Genomic DNA, 23524 nt, shown 5'->3' with positions numbered 1-23524 from the left:
GAGATGCTCTCTGACAATGTGCTGCAGCGTGCGATGAAGAAGACCAACGAGAAGGGCAAGCTCATCAATCTCTTCCGTCAGAAGAAATTCGTGGAAAGCGACTATCAGGACGACCTTGACCGCATTATCGCTAAATACAACGAAAAAGGTTACCGCGATGCCAAGATTATAAGCGACAGCGTGGTCAAATACGACGACAAGAATGTCGACGTCTACATAAATCTTGAAGAAGGCAAGAAATATTACATCAGCGATATCGACTGGGTAGGTAATACCGTGTATCCCACAGAGATTCTCGAGCGCATACTTGACATACGTCCCGGCGACGTGTACAACCAGAAGTTGCTCAACAAGCGCACTGTAGAGGATGAGGATGCTGTGAGCAACCTTTACCTCAACAACGGTTATCTCTTCTATCAACTGTATCCGATTGAAAAGAATGTGACCGGCGACTCAATCGCTCTCGAAATGCGCATGGTCGAGGGTCCGCAGGCTACTGTCAACAATGTCATAATCAACGGTAACGACCGTCTATATGAGAAGGTAATCCGTCGAGAACTGCGTGTGAAGCCCGGACAGCTCTTCAGCAAGGACGACCTTATGCGTTCGGCACGTGAAATCGCGCAGACCGGCCACTTCGACCCTGAGGCGATGGACATACATCCCGAGCCCAATGCCGAGAATGGTACGGTTGATATCGTGTTTGGCCTGGAATCGAAAGCCAACGACCAGGTAGAGGTATCGTTCGGTTGGGGACAGACCGGTCTTATCGGTAAACTTGCACTTAAGTTTACCAACTTCTCGATAAAGAACCTCTTCAATCCGAGTTCTTACAAGGGCATAATCCCGCAGGGCGAGGGCCAGACATTTACTATTTCAGCCCAGACCAACGCCAAATATTACCAGAGCTACTCGATATCGTTCCTCGACCCATGGTTTGGCGGAAAGCGCCCCAACTCGCTGTCGGTATCGGCATACTATGCCCGCCAGACCGGTATCAACTCGTCGTACTACAGCAGCAACTGGCGTAATCCCTACGGCTACAACTATTGGGGCTCATCGTATGGCAGCAATTACTACAACGATTATTACCAGAACTCCTACGAGAACGCTTACGACCCCAACAAGGTGCTTCAGATGATTGGCGTCACAGTCGGTATCGGAAAGCGTCTGAGCTGGCCCGACGACTACTTCACCTTCCAGGCCGAGATTGGATACCAGTGGTACTACCTCAAAAACTGGGATTATCTGTACTATATGAACAACGGTACTTCCAACTCGCTGACACTCGGACTTACTCTCGCCCGCCAGTCGATCGACAACCCGCTGTACACACGTAGCGGTTCGATATTCTCTCTCAACCTCCAGCTTACTCCTCCCGCGTCGCTGTTCGGCAAGAAGGACTGGAAACGCCTCTCCGAAGAGGGCAACAACGGTTCTGTCGAGGCCAAAAAGGAACTCTATCGCTGGATTGAATACTGGAAGCTCCGCTTCAAGAGCCGCACCTATACTCCGCTTACCGATCCTAACGGAAAATGGACACTCGTGATGATGACCCGCGCCGACTTCGGTCTGCTCGGCAGCTACAACAAATATCTCAAGACTCCGTTCGAGACATTCTATGTCGGTGGCGACGGTATGTCGGGATCATACACATATGCAACAGAGACTATAGCCCTGCGCGGTTATGAGAACGGACAGTTCACCCCGTGGACACGCGAGGGCTACGCCTACGCACGTGTCGGCATGGAGCTGCACTTCCCCTTCATGCTCTCCAACTCGACTACCATCTATGGCCTTACATTTGTCGAGGCCGGTAACGCATGGACTGCCGTCAAGGACTTCCAGCCGTTCAACCTCAAGCGTTCGGCCGGTGCCGGTGTGCGTATCTTCCTGCCGATGGTGGGTATGATGGGTATCGACTGGGCATACGGTTTCGACACCGTTTACGGACGCAAGGGTGGTGGCCAGTTCCACTTCATTCTCGGCCAGGAATTCTAAAAATAGTTAATCATTTCAAACTATTCCGCTTCTGTAGTGTCATATGATTAAACACCGTCATGAAATAGAGGTGTTCATGTATTATTAACTCTCTTAACATCAACAAGAATGAAAAGACTTGCCATAGCCCTTATGCTTTGTGTCGCATGCTGCTGCGGAGCCTATGCCCAGAAGTTTGCATTGATTGACATGGAATATATCCTGAAAAACGTGCCTTCTTACGAGATGGCCAACGAACAGCTCAACCAGATATCACAGCGTTGGCAGAAGGAGGTCGAGGCAAAGGCTACCGAGGCCCAGACAATGTATAAGAATTATCAGGCCGACATGGTGTTTCTGACCGATGAGCAGAAGACCAAGAAAGAGGCTGAAATCGTGGCTAAAGAAAAAGAGGCTACCGAGCTTCGATACAAATATTTCGGACCGGAAGGCGAACTCTATAAGAAGCGCCAGTCGCTGATGCAGCCTATCCAGGACGAGGTATACAATGCCGTGAAGAAGGTGAGCGAGGAGCGTGGATACCAATGCATATTCGACCGCGCTTCATCGGCCAATATCATATTTGCCTCGCCGCGTATCGATGTCAGCAACGAGGTGCTGGCCAAAATGGGCTACGCACGATAACCGGCGTGTGAATATTTTATGAATTTTATGAATATCTTTGTCGTGTAATCGGCAGAGATTGCTTAACTTTGTGCAATTAAGTAAAATTATCTACGCAAATTAACATTTCACATATCATGATAAAGAAAATTTTGCTCGCCGTTGCTGTGGCACTCCCCATGTTCGCGGCTGCTCAGGCTCCCAAATTCGGTGTTATCAATACTCAGTCTGTAATGGAGGCTCTGCCCGATTCAAAGCAGGTTGAGGAGCAGATTCTTGCCGCTTCAAAGAAGTATGAGGATGAGTTTGCCAAGCTCCAGGAGGAGATGAACAAGGCCGTACAGGAATTCCAGGGCCTTGGTGCCGACACCCCTGAGACCATCAAGCAGCGCCGCCAGCAGGAAATCCAGGATCTATATCAGAAATCCGAGCAGTTCCGTCAGACCGCTACTCAGGATCTTCAGCGTCAGCACGAGCAGCTGATGGCTCCCGTGGTGCAGAAGGTTACCAATGCAATCAACTCTGTAGGCAAGGAGCAGGGCATGACATTCATATTCGAGCAGGCGATGCCTCTGTATGTCGGCACTGATGTAGTTGACATCACTCCCCTGGTGAAGACTTCGCTCGGTCTGAAGTAATCCCCCGTATTTCTCGACAAATTTATTACAAAACCATAGCCTCAGGCCGTGACCGCTATTCATGAAAGGCGCTCACGGCCTGTGCTGCTTTTAAGCAGCCGGAGCTGTAGGCGCCGCCATACACAGGCGGCATCCGCTCCGACAGCCAACAATAGCACCATGCTGTCTGATGTTCCAGGTCCGATAGGTGTGTTCGACTCCGGCTTCGGAGGACTCACCATACTGCGCGACATACGTCGCCGGTTGCCGCAATACGACTACCTCTTTCTCGGCGACAACGCCCGTGCGCCATATGGCACACGCTCGTTCGACGTTGTGTACCGGTTTACTCTCCAGGCTGTGCGCTACCTGTTTGACAACGGTTGTCATCTGGTAATCCTCGCTTGCAATACAGCATCGGCCAAAGCGCTACGTACCATCCAGCAATGCGACCTGCCCGGGATTGACCCCGCACGCAGAGTGCTGGGGGTGATACGCCCCACGGTGGAGATTTTGCCCGAATATACACGCAACGGGCATATCGGCATTGTCGGTACGCCCGGTACCGTAGCGTCGCGGTCGTACGATATTGAAATCGGCAAGATGCATCCGTCTATGACTGTCACCTCCCATGCGTGTCCGATGTGGGTCCCATTGGTGGAGAACCGGGAAGCATCTTCGCCGGGTGCACGCTATTTTGTGGAGCGTGACCTCGCAAGGCTGATTGACGCCGATCCGATGATTGATACTCTGATACTCGGCTGCACCCACTATCCGCTGCTTATCGACACTATACGTGGAGCGATTCCCTCAGATGTGAAGGTGCTTTCACAGGGGAGCATTGTGGCCGACAGTCTTGCCGACTACCTGAGGCGCCATCCCGACATGGCCTCGCGCTGCACTGAGGGCGGACAGGTAAGGTATATGACTACCGAGAGTGCCGACCGGTTCGGTTCGCTGGCTTCGCTGTTTATGGATACCCATGTCGAAGCCCGGCAGATAGAATTGTAGGCCTGCCTGTTGCCGCGATGTAGAGAGCGAAGTCAAGGTGACTTCAGTTTTTTTAAGCATAATTCATAAGAATTGTCCGACGCATAAAAAATTTATATACAATTTATTAGGTGCATTAGGTGGAATTTGCTATCTTTGTGCGATTTTTTGTATAAGAAAAAACATACAATTACAGAGACATATTAACATTTATGGCACAACCAATCAAGAAAACCATCGCGCTGCCCGACGGACGTGAAATCACGCTCGAGACCGGCAAACTTGCCAAGCAGGCCGATGGAGCGGTAGAGCTGCGCATGGGCAACACCATGCTCCTGGCCACTGTGGTGTCGGCGAAGGAAGCCGGCGAGGGGGTCGACTTTATGCCCCTCCAGGTAGAGTATAAAGAGAAATTCTCTTCAGCGGGACGTTTCCCCGGCGGTTTCCTCAAGCGTGAGGGCCGCGCATCCGATTATGAAATCCTGACAGCACGCCTTGTCGACCGCGTGCTCCGTCCGCTTTTCCCCGACAACTATCACGCCGATACGTTTGTCAACATCATCATGTTCTCTGCCGACGGCGAGGACATGCCCGACGCTCTCGCCGGTCTGGCCGCTTCCGCAGCCATCGCCGTGAGCGATATCCCTTTCAATGGTCCTATCTCTGAGGTACGTGTAGCCCGCGTTAACGGCGAATTCGTTATCGACCCCACATTCGAGCAGCTCAAAGATGCCGACATGGAGCTGATGGTTGGTGCCACCTACGAAAATATCATGATGGTCGAAGGCGAAATGAAGGAAGTCAGCGAAGCTGATCTCCTCGCCGCCCTCAAGGCTGCCCACGATGCTATCAAGGTACAGTGCAAGGCCCAGATGGAACTCGCCGAAGAGCTCCATGTGGTAAAGCGCGAATACTGCCACGAAGTCAACGACGAGGAGCTCCGCAAGGACGTGCACGACAAGTGCTACGACAAGGCCTACGAGGTTGCCAAGGCAGGATGTGCCGACAAGCACTGGCGCATGGACCATTTCGACGCCATCTGCGACGAATATATCGAAAGCCTCCCCGAAGAGGTGCGTGAGGAGAAGACTCCGCTTGTAAAACGTTACTACCACGATGTAGAGCGTGAGGCTATGCGTCGCTGTGTGCTCGACGAAGGCGTACGCCTCGACGGCCGCAAGACCACCGATATCCGTCCTATCTGGATTGAGACCGACTACGTGCCCGGCCCCCACGGATCGGCCGTGTTCACCCGTGGTGAGACTCAGGCTCTCGCTACCGTGACCCTTGGCACAAAGATGGACGAGAAGATTCTCGACGACGTGCTCAACCAGGGCAAGGAGCGTTTCCTCCTTCACTACAACTTCCCTCCCTTCTCTACAGGCGAGGCTAAGCCCCAGCGTGGCGTAGGTCGCCGCGAGGTAGGCCATGGCAATCTTGCCCACCGCGCCCTCAAGGGAATGTTCCCCGACAATTTCCCCTATGTATGCCGCATCGTCAGCGACATTCTCGAGAGCAACGGCTCGTCGTCGATGGCCACCGTATGTGCCGGCACACTCGCCCTGCTTGACGCCGGTGTGCAGATGAAGAAGCCTGTCAGCGGTATCGCCATGGGTCTTATCACCGACTCCGACGGCTCCAAGTATGCTGTGCTCTCCGACATCCTCGGCGATGAGGACCACCTCGGCGACATGGACTTCAAGGTGACTGGTACACGCGACGGTATCACCGCCACACAGATGGACATCAAGGTCGACGGCCTCAGCTACGAGGTGCTTGAGAAGGCTCTCAACCAGGCCCGCGACGGACGTATGCATATCCTCGACAAGATTGCCGAGGCAATCCCCGCAGCACGTGCCGACTACAAGCCCCACGTGCCCCGCATCGAGACCATGCTCATTCCCAAGGAGCTTATCGGTGCTGTTATCGGCCCGGGCGGAAAGGTCATCCAGGGTATCCAGGAGGCTTCAGGCGCTACCGTATCAATCGACGAAATCGAGGAAGGCGGCTACATCGAGGTTGCATCTTCCGACAAGGAGTCGATGGACAAGGCTCTTGACATGATTCGCGCTATCGTGGCTCTCCCCGAAGAGGGCAAGGTATACCAGGGCAAGGTACGTTCGATACTCGACTTCGGTGCGTTTGTTGAATTCATGCCCAACCGCGACGGTCTGCTCCACATCTCAGAAATCTCATGGGAGCGTCTCGAGAACATGGAGGCTTCAGGCCTTAAGGAAGGCGACGAGGTAGAGGTGAAGCTCATCGAAATCGACAAGAAGACCGGCAAGTACCGTCTGTCGATGCGTGCTCTTCAGCCCAAACCCGAAGGCTACGTAGAGCCCCAGCGCCGCGAGCGCGCACCGCGCCGTGAGGGTGGCAACGACCGTCCCCGTCGTGATGGTGACCGCGGTCCCCGCCGCGACCGTGGCGACCGTCCCCGCCGTGACAACAACCACGACTGATTTCTCACCTGATACACATATATAAAGCAAGGGATGCTGAATGAACCTCAGCATCCCTTGCTTTTTATATGTGGGTGTCGCTTATTGGAGCAGGGTGTAGCGGGTGCGGATGTCGATATCGGATGAAGGAATACGTATAATCATTGGATAGCATGGCTGTGTGGCAGCATCGGAGGCCGCGCTTCCTACTGAAATTGTCGGATTGGAGGGTATGCCTGAGGCTGTGCCAAGATAGAGGCGTGTGCCTTTGGGGAGTGTGGAAAGTTGTATGTCGACACGTGCCGAATGGGTGCGCGCGGTGAATTTACGTGATTTGAGGTCAAGACTTTTCACCTTGCGGATGGCACTATAAGCCGACGATTGCATGGCCTGGAGATTTCCCGAATCCGTCGGCGGGGCCGTCAAAGTGTCTGTAGTCCATTTGCCGGCGATTTCAGGGCGCTCGCCGAACAGGAGCACGTATTCATAGAAATGGGGGCTGTCGGAGTTGCAGGTGAGCGTGTCGCTCACTACGTTGCCACGTATGCGCATGGCCCGGCGCATCACCACTCCGGGATATGACTTGTCGGTAACAGCGGCGGCGTATGCTCCGAGCGAATCGGCCTCATAGGCAACCAGTCGGCCGCGGCACACGCTTTGGTCGAGGCCGTCGACATTCATTGTGTTGTGGGATAGTGAGTGTTTGTACCATCCGAGATACTCCGGTGTGCCGTAGCCCGATGTGCCGAAGTCGGGGAATATCTCCTTGTTGCCGTTGTGTAGGGTAAATGAAAGTTTGTCGGGATGCTCGTGGCCGCCGGCATTATTGTTGTCAAACTTGAATACCACAGTGTTGTTGCCGGAACGCAGGCATGCGAATCCGCTTTTGGGGTAGCATATGCTTGGCTGGCGGTAGCCTGTACCCTCTCCTTTGAGTTCTGACCCGGAGAGCAGCGCCTGGCGGTCGGTACGTGAACGGTGAGTATAAAGTTCGCCGAGCATCCGGTCGAAGCGGCGTCCGGGGAATCGGGCGTTGGCAATCTCGTAGAAAGCAGCGAATGCCGGTAGGTTGTCGCCGTACCATCCGTCGCCATGTGACGGGAACGTCATGTCGGCGTATATGCTGCGCGCCGGAGCCTCAAGCATAAGCATCATGTTGTCGTCAAAAAGATTGATGCCCGCTCCCTGTGCGGCATTGGCGGTAAGCAGGAGTGCCTCGAGTGGATAGAAATGATAGTGGACGGAGCCTTCGTTTATCCATCCGTCGGGATTGAGATGCTTTTTGAGCAGTGTCCGATAGCCGAGTTTTGGGTCGTCGACAGCACGTGTCATCAGCGAGTCGCAACCGGTGACAGCCGCACATGCCGCCATTCCGCTATTGTGCCACATCTGCCAGTTTGCGCCGGCCGGGCGTCGCGTCAGCATCTCGGCACACCGGGCGAAGAGGTCGGTCTCTACTTTTGAGCGCTCTTCGGGGGTCATTGCCTCCTCGACCATATCATAGGCTACGGCTACGCGGCTTATCCAGCTTGACTCGTCGAGGCTCTGTGCGAATATACGGCCGGCATCGAATGCGTCGGGCGTATGCTTGAAACTCTTGTTGTGCTCCATCATTTCGGGGTATGCCTCCGCATAGTCGAGAAGCATTTCGGCGGCATATCGGGCATACTTTGGGTCGCCGGTGGCGCGGTACAGGTAGGCAGAGTTGATAAGGTATGCTCCGTTGTGGTTATGTACCATGTATGTCCACGCGTAGTTGAGATGAGCATTGTCTTTTGTCTTCGTGCCGCAGGCTGTGCACAGATGGGCATTGGGGCTCTCCCAGTCGAATGAATAGATGAGGTTGTGCTTCGGGCAGAAGTAATGATGGTAGTGTCCGCCAAGGCCTTTGGGCAGATTGAGATTGTGGCTGCGGCGGCTTTCTACGGTGTCGGCGAGCGCGCTGACTATCTTCTTGCCGAATGGGAGTGAGTAGGAAGCCCTTATGGCACGCAGGTCGGCGGGAGTGATGAGGTGTCCTCCTGGTATTTCCTCTTCAAGGCGGTCGAGATAGTATGCACGGTCGAACGCTGTCAGTCTCTCCGGGGCTGATGAAAGAATACTGTGGCGCATGTCGCGCTGGAGATAGAATGACAACCAGAATCCATGGTCGTAGCGCTGTCGCACTGAGCGCGGCTGCATCCACATGGTATACCACCGTGTCTCTAGTCCCATGCGGCGTGCGGCCGATATACATGTCATGGCGCGCTTCCATATGCCGTCGGCCACATGGGCGGCGAGGGCTGTATAGTCGGCGTAGTTGTATCCGGAATGGTCGATTATCTCGGCCGAATCGGGTATGCCGAGCATTCCGAGTGATACAGTCTCTTCATATATTTTGTTACCGTCGAGATCAAGGCGCATGGTGTCAAAGAAGCCATTGCCATCGGTGTCAAGATACTCGATTGTGGCAAAGGATGCGGGATTGCGGTCAAGTCCCATCCACAGTCTGTCCCAGCCCTGGAAGTAGGCTGCATCCTGGTCGATACGCCATACTCCGCGCTCGGCGCCGTAGAGGTGAATTTTGCCGTCGAGCGGACTTATGTACAGACGTCCGCCGCCGGAATTGTCCTTGTCCCACTCGCCACGGTCGCCGGAGGCGTCGCTCTGCTTGTGGTTGTCGATGCCTCCGCCTTTCCAGCCGGTAAGGAATGCGTCGCGGTTCTCATAAAGCTCCACGCGCTCCCATCGTCCGCAGTCATCATCCTCGTCATAGGTCAGCTCGACTGATGTCCATTTGCCGCGTTGGAATACTGCTTCGCGTGCCTGGCCATGGTCGGGATAGGTGAGATGAGTGAGCCGGCGGTAGCGCGGGTCAAGAAACAGAGTGTCGTGAGCCGGATTTCCGCGTAGGTTTGCCACCGGATGTGTCATGCCGGAATAGTCAAATCCGGGGCCGGAGAAGTGGATGGTGAAGTCGAGGTCAAATTCATTGGCCGGACCATTGTCGTTGTCGATATCTATGCTCAGGAATGCGTGGTCGATGCGTCCTGACGGCTGGTTGCGGGGCGCTCCGTCCACTTTCCTGTTCATCGGGTCGGTAAAGCGTATGGTCATCTCGGTAAGTCCGTCGTCGTCGGGGTCGTAGAAAAGAAACGGGTTTTCCCAGTTCTTGTCGAGGTCTAAGATGCGGTAGGTGCATTCGTGCATCTTGGTGAAAGCCGTCTGACCGTGGTAGTCCTCATGGAAGTCACTTATACCGTAGTGGTCCCAGCAGCTTAGGCTGAAGTTATGGAAGTCAATGTAGTTGAATACATTGTCGCGGTCGGTATCAAACACTATCATATAGTGGCCTTTCCATGCGTTATCGGCCAATGTGTCGGAAGGGTAGTCGATTACAATTTGCATGTCGGCCTTTCCGTCGCGATCAGTATCCACCCAGTCGATTATCATGTCGCCGAGTCCTGCATATTGACCGTCGCGGTTACGGTCGATAAGCAATGTCCCGGAGGCCATGTCGCCTTCGGTGTCGCCCGGACGCATCGTTCCGTCGTCGTCAAGCCACATTATAGGGACTCCGCCGGAGGTTATCGAACGTATGGCGTCGGGACGTCCGTCGCCGTCAAAATCAAGTTGTTCCGGCACATATCCTGCCGGAGGCATGGGGAGCCGAAGTGGCAGCAGCCGGCCATGAGTGTTCCAATATTGGTCGTTGCCGGCATCCGCATCTGATGGCGCGAAGGCAACCGAGACTATTGCGAGCGCTACCTTGTAGGCTCTGATGAAATTGCTATCCATAATAATCGTTTCGAAAAATTGTGACAAATCACCCCTATCAATTGCAAATATAAGAATATTATGCAAATGGTATGATATATATGATTAAGTAAGTCGTAAAAATTATTACGTATATGAATACTTTTTAAACTTTATATTTCCAGGCGGAGTCTTTTTGCCGCTTTTCCCTCTCTTCGTCAGTCATGTAGCTCGCTACACTCCTTCATCATCGAGGAAAAATCAATCAAAAAATCCTCTCACCAATAATTTTTACGACTTACTTAGAAACTGTTTAAATTCATATCACTTTGTTTTTGAGGAGTCTGCCAGTGTCTTTTTGTTCGCTCTCAAAATCTGTATCATATAAATTTAAACAGTTTCTTAGATGTGATATGTAGAGATTGAATGGCGTTGTGCCAAAAAGTTAATATTTTGATTGTTTAGATGTAAAATTTCTATTATATATTGCGTTTAATTAAGAAAAGTTCTTAAATTTGCCGTAGTATAATAATTTTTAACACAATAATAAACTTAACTACGTATGAAAAGATTCTACTCTGTTATTTCAGGAATTGTAATTTCTGCTACCCTATTGACTTCGGAAGCTGTTGCACAGGCTCAGGCGGGCTATTCGATGCTGAATTATACAATCTCGCCTGTGGATGGTTCCACTGTGGATGCTTTGGAAGTAATTGTAATTGATTTCCCGGACCCTGTAGATGGTATTGATTCCCATATTATAAATTCCAATATTGGAGAGTATGCAACACTTACTTGTGGTGACAAGGTAATAAAGGCTATCAGGCTTGAAGCCGGTACAAGAGAAATCAGTAAAGCGTATATAACGTTCCCTAAGACTACTGATGCCGGATTATACACCTTTTCGTTGGCTGAAAACACGCTCAAAGACTACGACCAGGCTGAGATGTCGGAGGGAGACCCTTACAGTGTCAATCCCCCTATATCTGCTACTTATACAATTGAAGGAGTGTCACTTCCTGAAACAACAATGAGCAAGTATACCATAAATCCGGCTGATGGCAGTGAAGTAACTTCGATTTCAAAAATCTTGATTGCTTTTCCTGGAACAGAAAACTATGATGGCATTGATGTGTACAGCTACCAGAGTGTGATTGTACTTGAAAAGGACGGGGAGGTAGTAGCAAGCACAAGCAATAAGGAAATTCTGTCGGATTATGTGACTGCTCAGATAGACTTTGGCAAGACTATCAGTGCTCCTGGTGTCTATACTTTGAGAATTCCAGCCGGAACTTTCATGGATTACTCTACATCAGGTGATGAGGTTGTCACTAATTATGAGATAACGGCAACATATATTATCAATGCCACATCGGGTATAGAAGATGTCATTGCCGTAGAAAATATAGGACAGTCTACTGTATATGATCTCTACGGGCGTGTTGTAAAGTCTGATATTTCCAGTTTGCGCCCTGGTATTTATGTTGTTAATGGAAAGAAAATCGCGATAGTGAAATGAAGTGGATTCGAGTTGCTTTTATTGCATCAGTATTGTCGGTTGGAATGAAGCTGTCGGCAACGTCTGTCGTGCCGATATTTGGAGAATGGAATCCAGAAGTGCCAGGCTCCGCAGGCATGCCTGCGATGGTCTCCGCAATTCCTGTTTCTGACGCCAATTCTGTGCACGTAGGGGGGCGCAGCAACTCTGGCTCTGATATTGCTGCTGATTATGACCTTTGTTATTTCTGGCTGGAAAGTAATGGCGCAATCTCAAATACATGGGAAACATCTATTATTGAGATAACTGCCCGTGGCATAGATGGAGAGTATGATATTAAGAACATGTTTGCCGATACATTTCGTCCAGAGGGCGATAATTCCTTTGTCGTTAATGATATAGAGGCCAGTTACGATACTTCGACAGGATTGCTTGACATTGTCTGCGGTCAACATCTGTTTGACTATAAGTTGGGAGATAAGATTTATCCAATCTCCCTGCTCGCACTCCGTAAAGGAGATAAGGGTTGGACAATATCCGAGGCGGGGACATTACGGCTATTGCATATCGGGAGTGGTTTTACTCTCTATGCAGAATCAGACGTTGTAGGCTTCTATCTTGGGATGATTGATCCTGATACAAAGCGCATCTCCGGATTCGGTGGCGCGATATATCCAAAACTGCATGAGTTCAACGGCGTAATGATTTATATGGTCACTGCCGATATGGATGCAGAAATGTTACCTGTAATGAACAATATCTACAGTTATGTGGAGAATGACCGGATTTATATTGATAATTTTGCAAATTTCGGTTATCATGTCACTGTTGCCATGGAGTATGACACTGCAAAAGGCATAGCCTGGACATATGATGCAAAACTCGATGAGCTACAGAATTTAGATGGAGGCATGACACCGTTCTATGCAGCCAACTCCCTGTATGGTAGTGCCGATTACGGCATGCCGGTTTTTGATGATTATGGACGTTACTGTCTCAGTGCATCAATTGTCAAGGATAATCTTGGAAATTCAGTATTGCAAATACCTATATGGGGAGCTTATATCGAACATAATACTCTTGCGCTTTATGGCTCTACTAACATAATGCTGTTTTATCAGCTACAGGAATCGTTGAGCGGCATAGACGGGATAAGTGCATCAGATATCGAATGTGCTTCATCAGTTGTGTATTACGATTTACAGGGACATCTTGTAAGCAACCCTATAAAGGGACGCATGTATGTGCGTGTTGCCGGGAACCAGGTTGACAAGTTGATATACTGAGTCTGAGTTAAATTTTTGCAAATATATTCAAAAGACGCTGTATCAGGAGAATATCTTGATACAGCGTCTTTTATGTCGTTTGTACTATGGAGTATTGCGGTAGGGGGTGGGTCAGGGGGCGGTGACGGCGAGCTTGCGGGAGGCGGAGACGTATTGCTCGTGGTCGGTGGTGACGGTTGCCCGGTAGAGGTAGATGCCACGGTTTACGCGGCGGCCTACGGGGTCGGTGAGGTCCCATGTGAGGGGTTCGGAGAGTCCCATGTCGGACTTGGCATTCTGTTCACCGGACCATACGGGGCGCCCCATGAGGTCGAATACCTCGACTTTTACGTGCATTACTATGTCGGGGCGGTTGTGCGACACGATGAAGTTGGTATGGTCGCGCGCGGGATTGCAGTCGGCATAGAGGTCGAATATCTCCGGAGCCTGCTTGGGGTCGACGGTGAATTCAATCTGCGACTCAGCCATATTGTTGGATGTGTCCCATACGCGCAGGCGCAGTGTATGGATGCCGGCGGTAAGTTCGGGCATGAGGAAGTTGAGATTGCCTGACACGGCGCCATCCTCTCCGGGGGTATAATAATATACCGCTTCGGGATAGGTGACATTGCCGTCGAGCTGCAGATTGATCTGATGGCCGATGCCGGCTGTGGAAATATTGATGCCGATATCATCGCGCACGCGCGCAATCACCATAGGCGTGGCGTTGACGGTATGTCCCGACCGGAATCCCTCGGTGTTGAGTCCGAAGAATTCAATTACCGGTGCATTGTTGTCGGGCTCGACATCGGATGCGTAGCCGTAGACATAGAACTCGCGGTTGACTCCGCAGGCGTCGCGTGAGGCGTCGTCGCTTACCGCATACAGGTTCATCGTTGCCGGACGATAATTGCTTGATATCTCTATCGGCATGGCTACGTTGACATCGAATTCTCCGGCAGTCACATTACCGCGGCCTACAAACAGGCGTTCGCCCATCTCCTCGATTACCTTCTGTATGCCTTCGACCTGTACGCCGTTTTCCACGGTGTTGTGGCCCTGTGTGGTGGTGCTGTATTCGGCGTCGTAGATTGTGGGGATGACATAGCCGTTGAACGAGGTGTCGGTATTTCCTTCGTTATCTACGATGCGCCCTGATACGGTGAGACGCTGATGGGCCATTATCGATGGCGGGTTCTCGGGGTCGAGGGGGGTATTGTCGATAGCTTCCAGCACTGCCTTTTGCTGAGGGAGTGCCAGCGGGAGCGCCGGGTCGCCCATCAGCACATAGCGCAATTTGTTGTTGTCGTTGTTGAGGCTGGTGTTTTTGGCTCTGCGGAATATCTCGCCTATGGGTAGCGGGCTGCCATTCGTGTCGCGTAGATTGGCTGTCTGCGCGACGCCGTAGGCCATCGTCTTGTTATATGATATATATACCGGGCGAGTGGCTGCTATGGCTCCGATTATGCCGTTGGGGTTGAAGAATAGCATCTCGGCTCCGGAGGTCTGGATTCTGTCCCAGCGCAGGAAGTTGCAGGTGGCAGCAAACAGCATTGGGGCGTGAGGATAGCTTGCCACGTTGATGTCGGTCAGTTCGAGCAGTCCCTCTCCGGTCCATGATGTGGCTGACGCATGTCCGATATACCACCACCATATCACACCCTGGTCGAGATAGCGCTGCATACGCTCACGTGCGTCGGGTGCCTTGCCGTTGATAATTGTGAAAGCGTCGATATATACTTTGTGGTATATGTTGTCGGTGCCGTAGCCGTTCTTCTTCAGGAGCGATTCGGTTTCCTCCATCTGCTCGAGGTGTGCGGCTGAGTTTCCGTCGTCGGCACAGAGCAGGTAGCGGTTTTTCCAGTCGTTCTTTCTTGAATCGCGCACATAGTTGCGTATCTTTTCGACTATCACTTTAGCCTCGTCGGCGCTGTTGACGGGTATTCGTCCTACTCCGATGCAGTGGTAGTCCTGTCCGGGATACATACCGGAGTCGTCGCGCAGAAAGGCAAGATAGTCTTCGGTGGTATATGACTCATTGTCAGTCTGTCCGTCAATCGACTGCCATTGCGGCAGTATTGAGTTCTGATAGCTGCGTCCCTCGGGGGTAATTCCGCGGTGGTCGTAGAATGCGCGTCCGAACATGAGGGCATATTGCAGTTTGCTGTCGGAGCCGGTCGTGGGATTGCCGGATTCTCTGCCGCGGTCCCACATCATCTTCAGCATGCGGCGGAACGCACCTATGTCGGGTGTGCCTGACGAGAACTCATTGTATACCTGCTCGGCATTTACCACCAGCACGTTGAGGTTTTGTGGAGCCGCGCGATGTATGTCGGCCAGTTGCTCGGCTCTTGTCTTCCATTGGGGCACGGTGAATATAATCATATCGGGAGTCTCCTCTCCGTGCAGGTTCTGATTGGCCGTTGCGCCGACATATGTCGGTGCCGGGAATTCGGCATCCGGATTCCATGCCACATATTCCCTTACTCCTGATGCGGTGGGTGTGGAGCATGCTTTTCCGTCGTCGACGGTGAAGTCGACACGCGCTACCGCTCCCGGCGATGTTATATCCCATATGCGGGTATTGCTGTTGGCAGCGGAGAGGGCAAATCCACGGTCGGCGCGGAATGTCAGTTGTGCTCCGTCGAGGGAGAGTGCTCGCGTGTAGTTGACCGTTATGTTGTCGAGTCGGGCGAGCCTTATCGTGCCTGTGCACGAAAAAGTGATGCCGATATCAAGTTTGCCGAGATTGTCTCCGAGAGTGGTGTTGGCAATCATGTCGGCGCTCTTGAAGTGGCGAGCGTCGGATATCTCCGACGCGTCGATATAGCTTGGCGATAGCGTTACGGCGTTGCCGTTGACATTCATCTGGATGCGTGCTACGCTATACTGCACGTTGGCGCCGAAGGAGGTGCGTATCCATACATTCTCTGATATGTTGCCCGGGAGATTAAATGAGAAAGTCTGTGTGGGGCGCGTGCGGAAATCCTCGCCGAGGAGCATATGGCCGGTCTCTCCGGGCGACATTGTTTCGGTCTCGTGGAGCAGATGCTCGGTAAACTGCACGGTGGCGTTGCCGGCCTTTACGGGCGAGCCTGTGGCAGGGATTCCTTCGGTAGTGGCGGGTGCGTCCGACAGAAAGTAGTATGCGTGGGTCGAATAGTAGTTGTGGACCGGCAGGTAGCGGCCCGATGGGTCTTGTTCCCAGCTCAGAGGCCCGTGGGCGTAGAAGAAGAGTCCGCGCGAGGTGTATTCGCATCCTGCGAGGGGCAGGTCGTCGGTATAGGTCTTGGCATTGAGTATGTCGCTCTGGATATTGCCGCCATATCCGTATACGCGAACATTCTCGGGCTGCTGGAATCCCCATTTGCGCAGCTGGTCGGGGGTAATCCTGTATATGCCGGAATCGGAGACCTTGATTTTTACCCAATGTCCGGATGATAGTTTGGACTGTGGTGCATATGTGTCGAGAGGGAGGGCGGCGGCATCAGTCGGCAGTATGAGCATGCACGCGACCACACATGCCATAGCGATTATATTGCGGTAGAGTATATTCATAAATTCCATTGCAGATTTGCTCTAATGAATATAACGTCAACGTATTGCATGATATTGTGCATTGCAGGACGTTTGCCTCCGCTTTAACATGACGGCTGAAAACAACGACAGCATCCGGATTCCGGATGCTGTCGTGCAATCGTATTGGGTGTTGCGTGTGATTGGGTTATTTGTCGTGGCCGTTGCCTACCTTTTCAAGCACGGCGGCGTCGATTACCGCTACTGTGGCGAGATTGATGATATCGCGCACGGCAGCGTCAGTGCTGATGAAGTGGATAGGCTTGTTGAGGCCCATCTGTATGGGGCCTACAGCCTCGGCGAGGCCCATCTCGAGCATCATCTTGTAGGCGGTGGATGCCGCGCTCAGATTGGGGAAAATGAGGGTGTTGACATCCTTGCCGTTGATACGTGAGAAGGGGTAGGCGGCGTCGCGGGCTTTTTTGTTGAGTGCGTAGCTCATCTGCATTTCTCCGTCGATGGGGAGGTCGGGATATGCTTCGTGCATGCGTTCTACAACACGGCGGGCCACTTCCGGCTCTTTCTCCTTGTGGGAGCCGAAGTTGCTGTACGACACCATTGCCATTACCGGGTCGTGGGCGAAGTATTCTACCGAGTTGCGGGCCAGACGGGCTATGTCGAATAGGGTTTCCTCGTCGACCTCGCGGTTGATGGTGGTGTCGGCCATGAAGAATGTGCCTCGCTTGGTGTTGAGGATGTGCATGGTGGCGAAGTGGTTGTAGGTGGGACGTATGCCGACCACCTCTTCGGCAATCTTCGCAGCTTTCTTGCTGCCGGAGTATGTGCCTGAAATCATGGCGTCGGCCTGTCCGGTCTCGACCATCATCATGCCGAAGTAGTTGCGGTCGAACATGAGTTCCAGCGCCTCGGGACGTGTGACGCCTCTGCGTTGGCGCGAAGCGGCGAGCTTCTCGGCAAACTGTTCGCGGCGTTCGGCTTCGCGGTCATGGCGGAGATTTATTATCTCGATGCCTTCGATGTCAAGACCGAGGCGTTTTGCACGTTTCTCAATCATCTCTTCGTTGCCGAGCAGTATGGGTATGCATATTCCGTCGTGGTAGGCATTAGCAGCGGCTGTGAGCATATTGTCGGTGTTGGCTTCACCGAATACCACACGCTTGGGATTGCGTCGGGCCTCTTCTGTGACGCGGCGCATGAATTTGTTGTCATATCCCATGAGATGGCGCAGTTTCTCATTGTATGCTTCCCAGTCGGTGATGGGGCGGCGTGCCACACCGCTCTCCATGGCGCCGCGTGCCACGGCGGGGGATACGGCGGTAATCAGTCGCGGGTCGAGAGGCTTGGGGAGGATATAATCGCGTCCGAACTTGAGGTTGGACATGCCGTAGGCGGCATTCACCACCGATGGTACCGGCTCTTTGGCGAGATCGGCGATAGCTTTTACGGCGGCGAGTTTCATTGTCTCGTTGATTGCCGTAGCGCCTGCGTCGAGCGCACCGCGGAATATATAGGGGAATCCCAGCACGTTGTTAATCTGGTTGGGGTAGTCGGAACGTCCGGTGGCGAAGATGAGGTCGGGGCGCGACGCCATGGCTGCCTCGTAGGAGATTTCCGGGTCGGGATTGGCCAGGGCAAACACGATAGGCTTCTCGGCCATAGACTGTACCATCTCGGGTGTCACCACATCCTTTACGGAGAGTCCGAGGAATACGTCGGCACCCACCATGGCCTCGGCCAGGGTGGTGATGTCGCGGTCGGTCGCAAACTCTTCCTTTTGAGAGTTGAGTCCCTTGCGAGAGCGGTTGATAACACCCTTTGAGTCGCACATGACCACATTCTCTTTCTTTACGCCGAGAGCGATGTACAGGCGTGTGCAACTTACTGCGGCAGCGCCTGCGCCGTTGACCACGAGCTTTACATCGGCTATGTTCTTGCCCTGGATTTCAAGAGCGTTGATGAGTCCGGCTCCGGATATGATGGCGGTGCCGTGCTGGTCGTCGTGCATCACGGGGATGTCGCATTCCTCTTTCAACCGCTGCTCGATTTCGAAGCATTCCGGGGCTTTGATATCCTCGAGGTTGATGCCGCCGAATGTTGGTGCGAGCGCCTTGACAATCTCTATAAATTTTGCGGGATCCTTCTCGTTGACTTCGATATCGAAGCAGTCGAGTCCGGCAAATATCTTGAAAAGCAGGGCTTTGCCTTCCATCACGGGCTTGCCTGCAAGCGCGCCGATGTCGCCGAGGCCAAGCACTGCGGTGCCATTGGAGATGACAGCTATAAGGTTGCCCTTGTTGGTATATTCATAGGCGTCTGCCGGATTTTTCTCAATCTCCAGACAGGGGTATGCTACTCCGGGCGAGTAGGCAAGTGCAAGGTCCTGCATTGACGAGTAGGGCACGGTGGGCACTACTTCGATTTTGCCCGGTTTGCCCTCGCGATGGTAGTCGAGGGCCATTTCTTTGGTTACTTTTGACATGCTATTAACAACAAATAATCTACGTTTCGTGCAAAATTACGAAAATTTATTTTGAAACTTCGGGTTTCGCAAGAAAAATGTCAGAGGTGACTTTCCCAATATTTGTTAACGGACTATCGACCGAAATATGTCGGTCCGTGGGTACACTTCATGCTGGCTGAGGCAACGGCAGTCCCGGCATGTGCCTCTTCCGTTTTATAACGACTGCGAGTGGCGCGATGTTTTAGAGCTTGTTTAGGATACCGCAATCAGCTCGATGTCGAAAATCAGTGTAGAGCCGCCCGGAATGCCCGGCTGGGATATCTTGCCGTAGGCCTGTTCGGCCGGGATATATACCTCCCACCGGTCGCCGACATGCATCTGCTGCAGTGCGATAATCCATCCGGGTATGAGTTCGCGTAGCCTGAACGCCGGAGCCACACCTCCGCGCGAGCTGTCAAAGGTCTTTCCGTTGATAGTGCGTCCGGTGTAGTGCACGGTCACCACGCTGCCCCGGTTGGGCTGCGCACCCTTTCCGGATTTAACGGGCTTGTAGCATATACCCTTGTCGATTGTAATCACTCCCGCTTCGCGGGCTTTTTCGGCAAGCCACTGCCGGTTTTTTTCGATATATTCCTGTTTTGCCATTGTTGTGAGGTTGCTGTTGTATACAGTATCGCCCTCCGGGCCGTGACCGGGAGGGCGTTTTTTTACGATATTGTCGTGTAGTAGGTCAATACTGCTCTGAGGCGTTGGGGAAGTCGGATGTCTTCACGTCGTCGACATAATGGGCCACGGCGTCGTTGATGATTGTCGACAGGTCGGCATAGCGGCGCAGGAATCGGGGTGAGAATCCTTTGTTGATGCCGAGCATGTCGTGCATCACGAGCACCTGGCCGTCGGTGCCTCCACCGGCTCCGATGCCGATTGTAGGGATGGTGAGCTGTTCCGACACTCGCTTGGCCAGCGCGGCGGGTATCTTTTCGAGAACGACGGCGCAGCATCCTATCTCCTCAAGCATTTTTGCATCGGAGATGAGCTTTTCGGCCTCGGCCTCCTCCTTTGCGCGCACGGCGTAGGTGCCGAATTTGTTGATTGACTGCGGGGTCAGTCCAAGATGTCCTACCACCGGTATGCCGGCACAGAGTATGCGCTCGATAGATTCGCGTATTTCGGCTCCGCCCTCGAGCTTCACAGCTTCGGCTCCGCTCTCCTTCATGATGCGTATTGCCGAGTCGAGAGCCTGCTTGCTGTTGCCCTGATAGGTGCCGAAAGGCAGGTCGCATACAACCAGCGCGCGGGTCACTCCTTTTACTACCGATGTGGCATGGTATATCATCTGGTCGAGAGTCATCGGCAATGTGGTCACGTTGCCTGCCATCACGTTGGATGCGGAGTCGCCCACGAGTATCACGTCTACTCCGGCCTCGTCGATGAGTTTGGCCATGGAGTAATCGTAGGCTGTGAGCATAGCTATCTTTTCGCCACGCTGCTTCATCTCGGCGAGGCGGCGTGTGGTGACCTTGCGACGGTCTTCGGTATAAGTTGACATTGTTGATAATTTTGTAGTTCTACTATCTGTGAGGAGTTTCGTTCCGCCCGATAGTGACGCGCATCGGCTGGTCACTGCGTGGCGGACGTGTGTTCCTACACGCCTGCAAAGTTACCTAACTTTACCGAATCAACCGGCACAAATTCGAATTTTATATTCCGTTAAAGAAGCTATAACTTTTTTATTGCTTCAAAATTTTGAGGGTTGATGTATGATTATTGGTTGTATAAGTTATGATATATACTCCACGATTAAGTTGAGATAGATCCAATGAGCGTGTATCTATATCGTCAATTAATTTCTTTCCGTAGAGATTATATATTGTAATATGGTCAATTGTTGAATCAGATGATATGATATTGTCTTTCCATATAAGCTGTGGAAGAGGATAGTCAGCATCGATATCTTCATTAGTAGCCATCTGTTTGAGCTCATTGATTCGATTCAGAATTTTTTCGTCAGTGATATAGTCTGTAGTACATATCATATCACTTGCCGGTGAATATCCGAACTTATTCATTCCGTGTATGACAAAGTATTCTCCCCAGTCGGCATCATAATTTAATATGGCTTCTTCTGATTGATCAAAGCGGTATTGAAAATTAGGAAATAACCGAGGGGGCTCAAATAAAAAACTTTCAGATAGATACAGAAAGTAATAATCGGCATTATTGGAATAGACTTTAAAAGTGAAATTTCCATCCGGCCAAAACATATCTTCATCCCAATTGTAAATATATGTAAACTCAATATCTGAGATTATTGGCTTTGGTGGAGTTAAAGCTAATTTTATAGATTTACAATCTTCTATATGTCCTGCTGAGGTAAAACTAATCTTTACCTCAAATAAATCCTGTTGGAGATTGGAATCAAATTGGCGTTCGGCCCATGCCCACGATGCTTCATCTGGACAGAAAATACATTTTCCATCATCAGTTGTTTGGAAATCAGCAATATCGTATCCATCTTTTTTATACAGAATATCGACCGACCATTCCCCTGGCATATCGGGATTATTCAGAGAAAATTCAATAGGATCGGGGCTCGTAAAGATATGGTCATATCCGAATGTTTGGCCATTCTGCATGATTTGTGGGGCAATCAAATCTTGTGCCTTACAATCACTGTTGCAATTTGTGGCAATAGCAACAGTGATATATATGATAAAAAATATTCGCTTCATTATTTCATAATTTTAAATGTCCTTATAACCGAGTTGTCTCTTATGTTTCTCATTTTTTGCGAATATAAGATAAAATCATAATAAATGCAAGTAAAAAGAGCTGTTTTGTTTATTAAATAAAGTATTTTGTCGGAATTGCGGTTGGGAATAAGAGCCAGTCCCATAATATCGGCTAAAGTTATGTTGTAAAACATAGAAACACAGGCTATAGATTTTAGCGAGGTATGCGACTTAATAGAATGAAGGGATATTCTTTCATGGTAAAAAGTTCTAAAAATATATGACAACAAAACTGACAGTTGCAGCGCTGGCTTTGGCTGCGTTTGCCGCATGTACTTCTTCCACACCCAAGAGTTGGTATGATACCGCCGTAGACAATGCCCGCGTGCAGATAGGCATGCAGATCGACACCGTAGAGTCGTTTAAGGGTGCGTTTCATAATCCCACTACTCTCAATCCCGACGGCAGTGTGCTTTACTGCGATGTGACCGACTGGCGCAGCGGATTCTTCCCCGGCACAGTGTGGTATCTCTACGAGCTTACAGGCGACTCGGCCTTGATACCCTGTGCGCGTAAGTATACCGAGTCGATAGCCGACGCTCAGTATCTCAAGTGGCATCATGATGTAGGCTTCATGGTAGGGAGCAGTTTTGGCAACGGCCTGCGCCTGACCGGCGACTCGGCCTATGCCGACGCCATGGTTGAGGCCGCCCGGTCGCTGTCGACACGCTTCCGCCCCAAGGCCGGCATCATCCAGAGCTGGGATGTAGAGCCGGGGAGCGACCGTGAGGCGAGAGGATGGTCATGCCCGGTGATTATCGACAATATGATGAACCTCGAGCTGCTCTTCGAGGCAACTCGACTGTCGGGCGACAGCTCATTCTACCATCTTGCCGTGAGCCATGCCGACCGTACGCTCCGTGAGCATTTCCGTCCCGACGGCAGCTGTTTCCATGTCATTGACTACGACTCGATTTCAGGCGGAGTCAACCACCGTCATACCGCGCAGGGATGTGCGCATTCGTCGGCCTGGTCGCGCGGACAGGCATGGGCCATCTACGGATATACCGTGGCCTACCGCTATACGGGCAATCCCGCCTACTTTAAGCGCGCCGCAGAGACATTTGAGTTTATGAGAACCCACCCGCATATGCCGTCGGACAAGGTGCCTTACTGGGATATGGATGCGCCGGGCATACCCGACGAGCCGCGCGATGCCTCGGCCGCTGCCGTAATAGCCTCGGGGCTGTATGAGATGTCGACATATCCTGTAGCCGAGGGAAATGGTGGTCTATATAAGGAATATGCCGACAGTATAATGCAGTCGCTTGCTTCTGAGGAATATACTGCCGCTGTTGGCGAAAACGGACGCTTCATACTGAAACACAGTGTGACAAGCAAGCCTGCCGATGTAGAAATCGACGTGCCCCTCAACTATGCCGACTACTATTATCTGGAGGCGTTGAAGCGCCGCCGCGATATTGAGAGCAAACTCTAAACTCCGTCAGTATACGAAGCCTATATGGTGTGCCTGCCTCCGGGTAGGCACACCATATTTATATATAGATTTAGACCCCGTTCCCCAATATTTGTTAACGCTGGGGCGGTCAAGCGTCGTGCAGATGTGTTCGCGCAGTGAGGGAG

The 23524-nt window shown here is 51.8% G+C and carries 14 protein-coding genes; 8 read left to right on the top strand and 6 right to left on the bottom strand.

Annotation, left to right across the window (positions count from 1 at the left end):
- From K2I50_RS06315 to pnp, 5 genes are all read left to right on the top strand, one after another.
- Window positions 1–2001 (top strand): BamA/OMP85 family outer membrane protein (locus K2I50_RS06315; protein WP_301025362.1); only part of this gene is annotated, 2001 nt, incomplete at its 5' end.
- Window positions 2002–2109: 108 nt separating this feature from the next.
- A complete protein-coding gene (locus K2I50_RS06310; protein WP_301025361.1) occupies window positions 2110–2625 on the top strand; it encodes an OmpH/Skp family outer membrane protein in 516 nt (171 codons plus the stop codon).
- Window positions 2626–2741: 116 nt separating this feature from the next.
- Window positions 2742–3242 carry an OmpH/Skp family outer membrane protein gene (locus K2I50_RS06305; protein WP_068961896.1) on the top strand — a complete coding sequence of 167 codons (501 nt, stop codon included), beginning with the start codon at window positions 2742–2744 and terminating at the stop codon, window positions 3240–3242.
- A 159-nt stretch (window positions 3243–3401) separates the two neighbouring features.
- Entirely contained in the window at window positions 3402–4232 is an 831-nt protein-coding gene (gene murI / locus K2I50_RS06300) for a glutamate racemase (protein WP_301025360.1), read from the top strand.
- Window positions 4233–4423: 191 nt separating this feature from the next.
- Window positions 4424–6673 carry a polyribonucleotide nucleotidyltransferase gene (gene pnp / locus K2I50_RS06295; RefSeq protein ID WP_301025359.1) on the top strand — a complete coding sequence of 750 codons (2250 nt, stop codon included), beginning with the start codon at window positions 4424–4426 and terminating at the stop codon, window positions 6671–6673.
- An 81-nt stretch (window positions 6674–6754) separates the two neighbouring features.
- Here the strand turns inward: pnp and K2I50_RS06290 are convergent, their stop codons facing one another.
- The gene (locus K2I50_RS06290) at window positions 6755–10429 is read right to left on the bottom strand and encodes a heparinase II/III domain-containing protein (RefSeq protein ID WP_301025357.1); all 3675 of its coding nucleotides are present in this window, start codon (window positions 10427–10429) and stop codon (window positions 6755–6757) included.
- A gap of 520 nt (window positions 10430–10949) precedes the next feature.
- On the opposite strand from K2I50_RS06290, the gene K2I50_RS06285 reads away from it, so the two are divergent.
- Window positions 10950–11906 carry a hypothetical protein gene (locus tag K2I50_RS06285; protein WP_301025356.1) on the top strand — a complete coding sequence of 319 codons (957 nt, stop codon included), beginning with the start codon at window positions 10950–10952 and terminating at the stop codon, window positions 11904–11906.
- A complete protein-coding gene (locus K2I50_RS06280) occupies window positions 11903–13171 on the top strand; it encodes a hypothetical protein (RefSeq protein WP_301025355.1) in 1269 nt (422 codons plus the stop codon). Before K2I50_RS06285 ends, K2I50_RS06280 begins: the two co-directional genes overlap by 4 nt.
- 111 nt (window positions 13172–13282) lie before the next feature.
- On the opposite strand, the gene porU is transcribed toward K2I50_RS06280, so the two are convergent.
- From porU to K2I50_RS06255, 5 genes are all read right to left on the bottom strand, one after another.
- Window positions 13283–16708, bottom strand: coding sequence for a type IX secretion system sortase PorU (gene porU, locus K2I50_RS06275; RefSeq protein ID WP_301025353.1), 3426 nt, complete (start codon window positions 16706–16708; stop codon window positions 13283–13285).
- Window positions 16709–16874: 166 nt separating this feature from the next.
- On the bottom strand, window positions 16875–19166 hold the full coding sequence (locus K2I50_RS06270) for an NADP-dependent malic enzyme (protein WP_301025352.1): 2292 nt from the start codon (window positions 19164–19166) through the stop codon (window positions 16875–16877).
- 234 nt (window positions 19167–19400) lie between these two features.
- Window positions 19401–19793 carry an FKBP-type peptidyl-prolyl cis-trans isomerase gene (locus K2I50_RS06265; protein ID WP_301025351.1) on the bottom strand — a complete coding sequence of 131 codons (393 nt, stop codon included), beginning with the start codon at window positions 19791–19793 and terminating at the stop codon, window positions 19401–19403.
- A gap of 85 nt (window positions 19794–19878) precedes the next feature.
- Window positions 19879–20697: a 3-methyl-2-oxobutanoate hydroxymethyltransferase gene (panB, locus tag K2I50_RS06260; RefSeq protein WP_301025350.1), complete on the bottom strand. Its 819-nt coding sequence runs from the start codon at window positions 20695–20697 to the stop codon at window positions 19879–19881.
- Window positions 20698–20878: 181 nt separating this feature from the next.
- Window positions 20879–21880, bottom strand: coding sequence for a T9SS type A sorting domain-containing protein (locus K2I50_RS06255; protein WP_301025348.1), 1002 nt, complete (start codon window positions 21878–21880; stop codon window positions 20879–20881).
- Between the two features lie 280 nt (window positions 21881–22160).
- Between K2I50_RS06255 and K2I50_RS06250 the strand changes: the two genes are divergently transcribed.
- A complete protein-coding gene (locus K2I50_RS06250) occupies window positions 22161–23378 on the top strand; it encodes a glycoside hydrolase family 88 protein (RefSeq protein WP_301025347.1) in 1218 nt (405 codons plus the stop codon).
- Window positions 23379–23524 lie beyond the last annotated feature (146 nt).

The sequence above is a fragment of the Muribaculum sp. genome, from assembly GCF_029051885.1.
In the GTDB taxonomy this organism is placed as follows: domain Bacteria; phylum Bacteroidota; class Bacteroidia; order Bacteroidales; family Muribaculaceae; genus Muribaculum.
The sequence above is the reverse complement of the archived record's forward strand: the minus strand, read 5'-3'. Positions and strand labels throughout refer to the sequence as shown.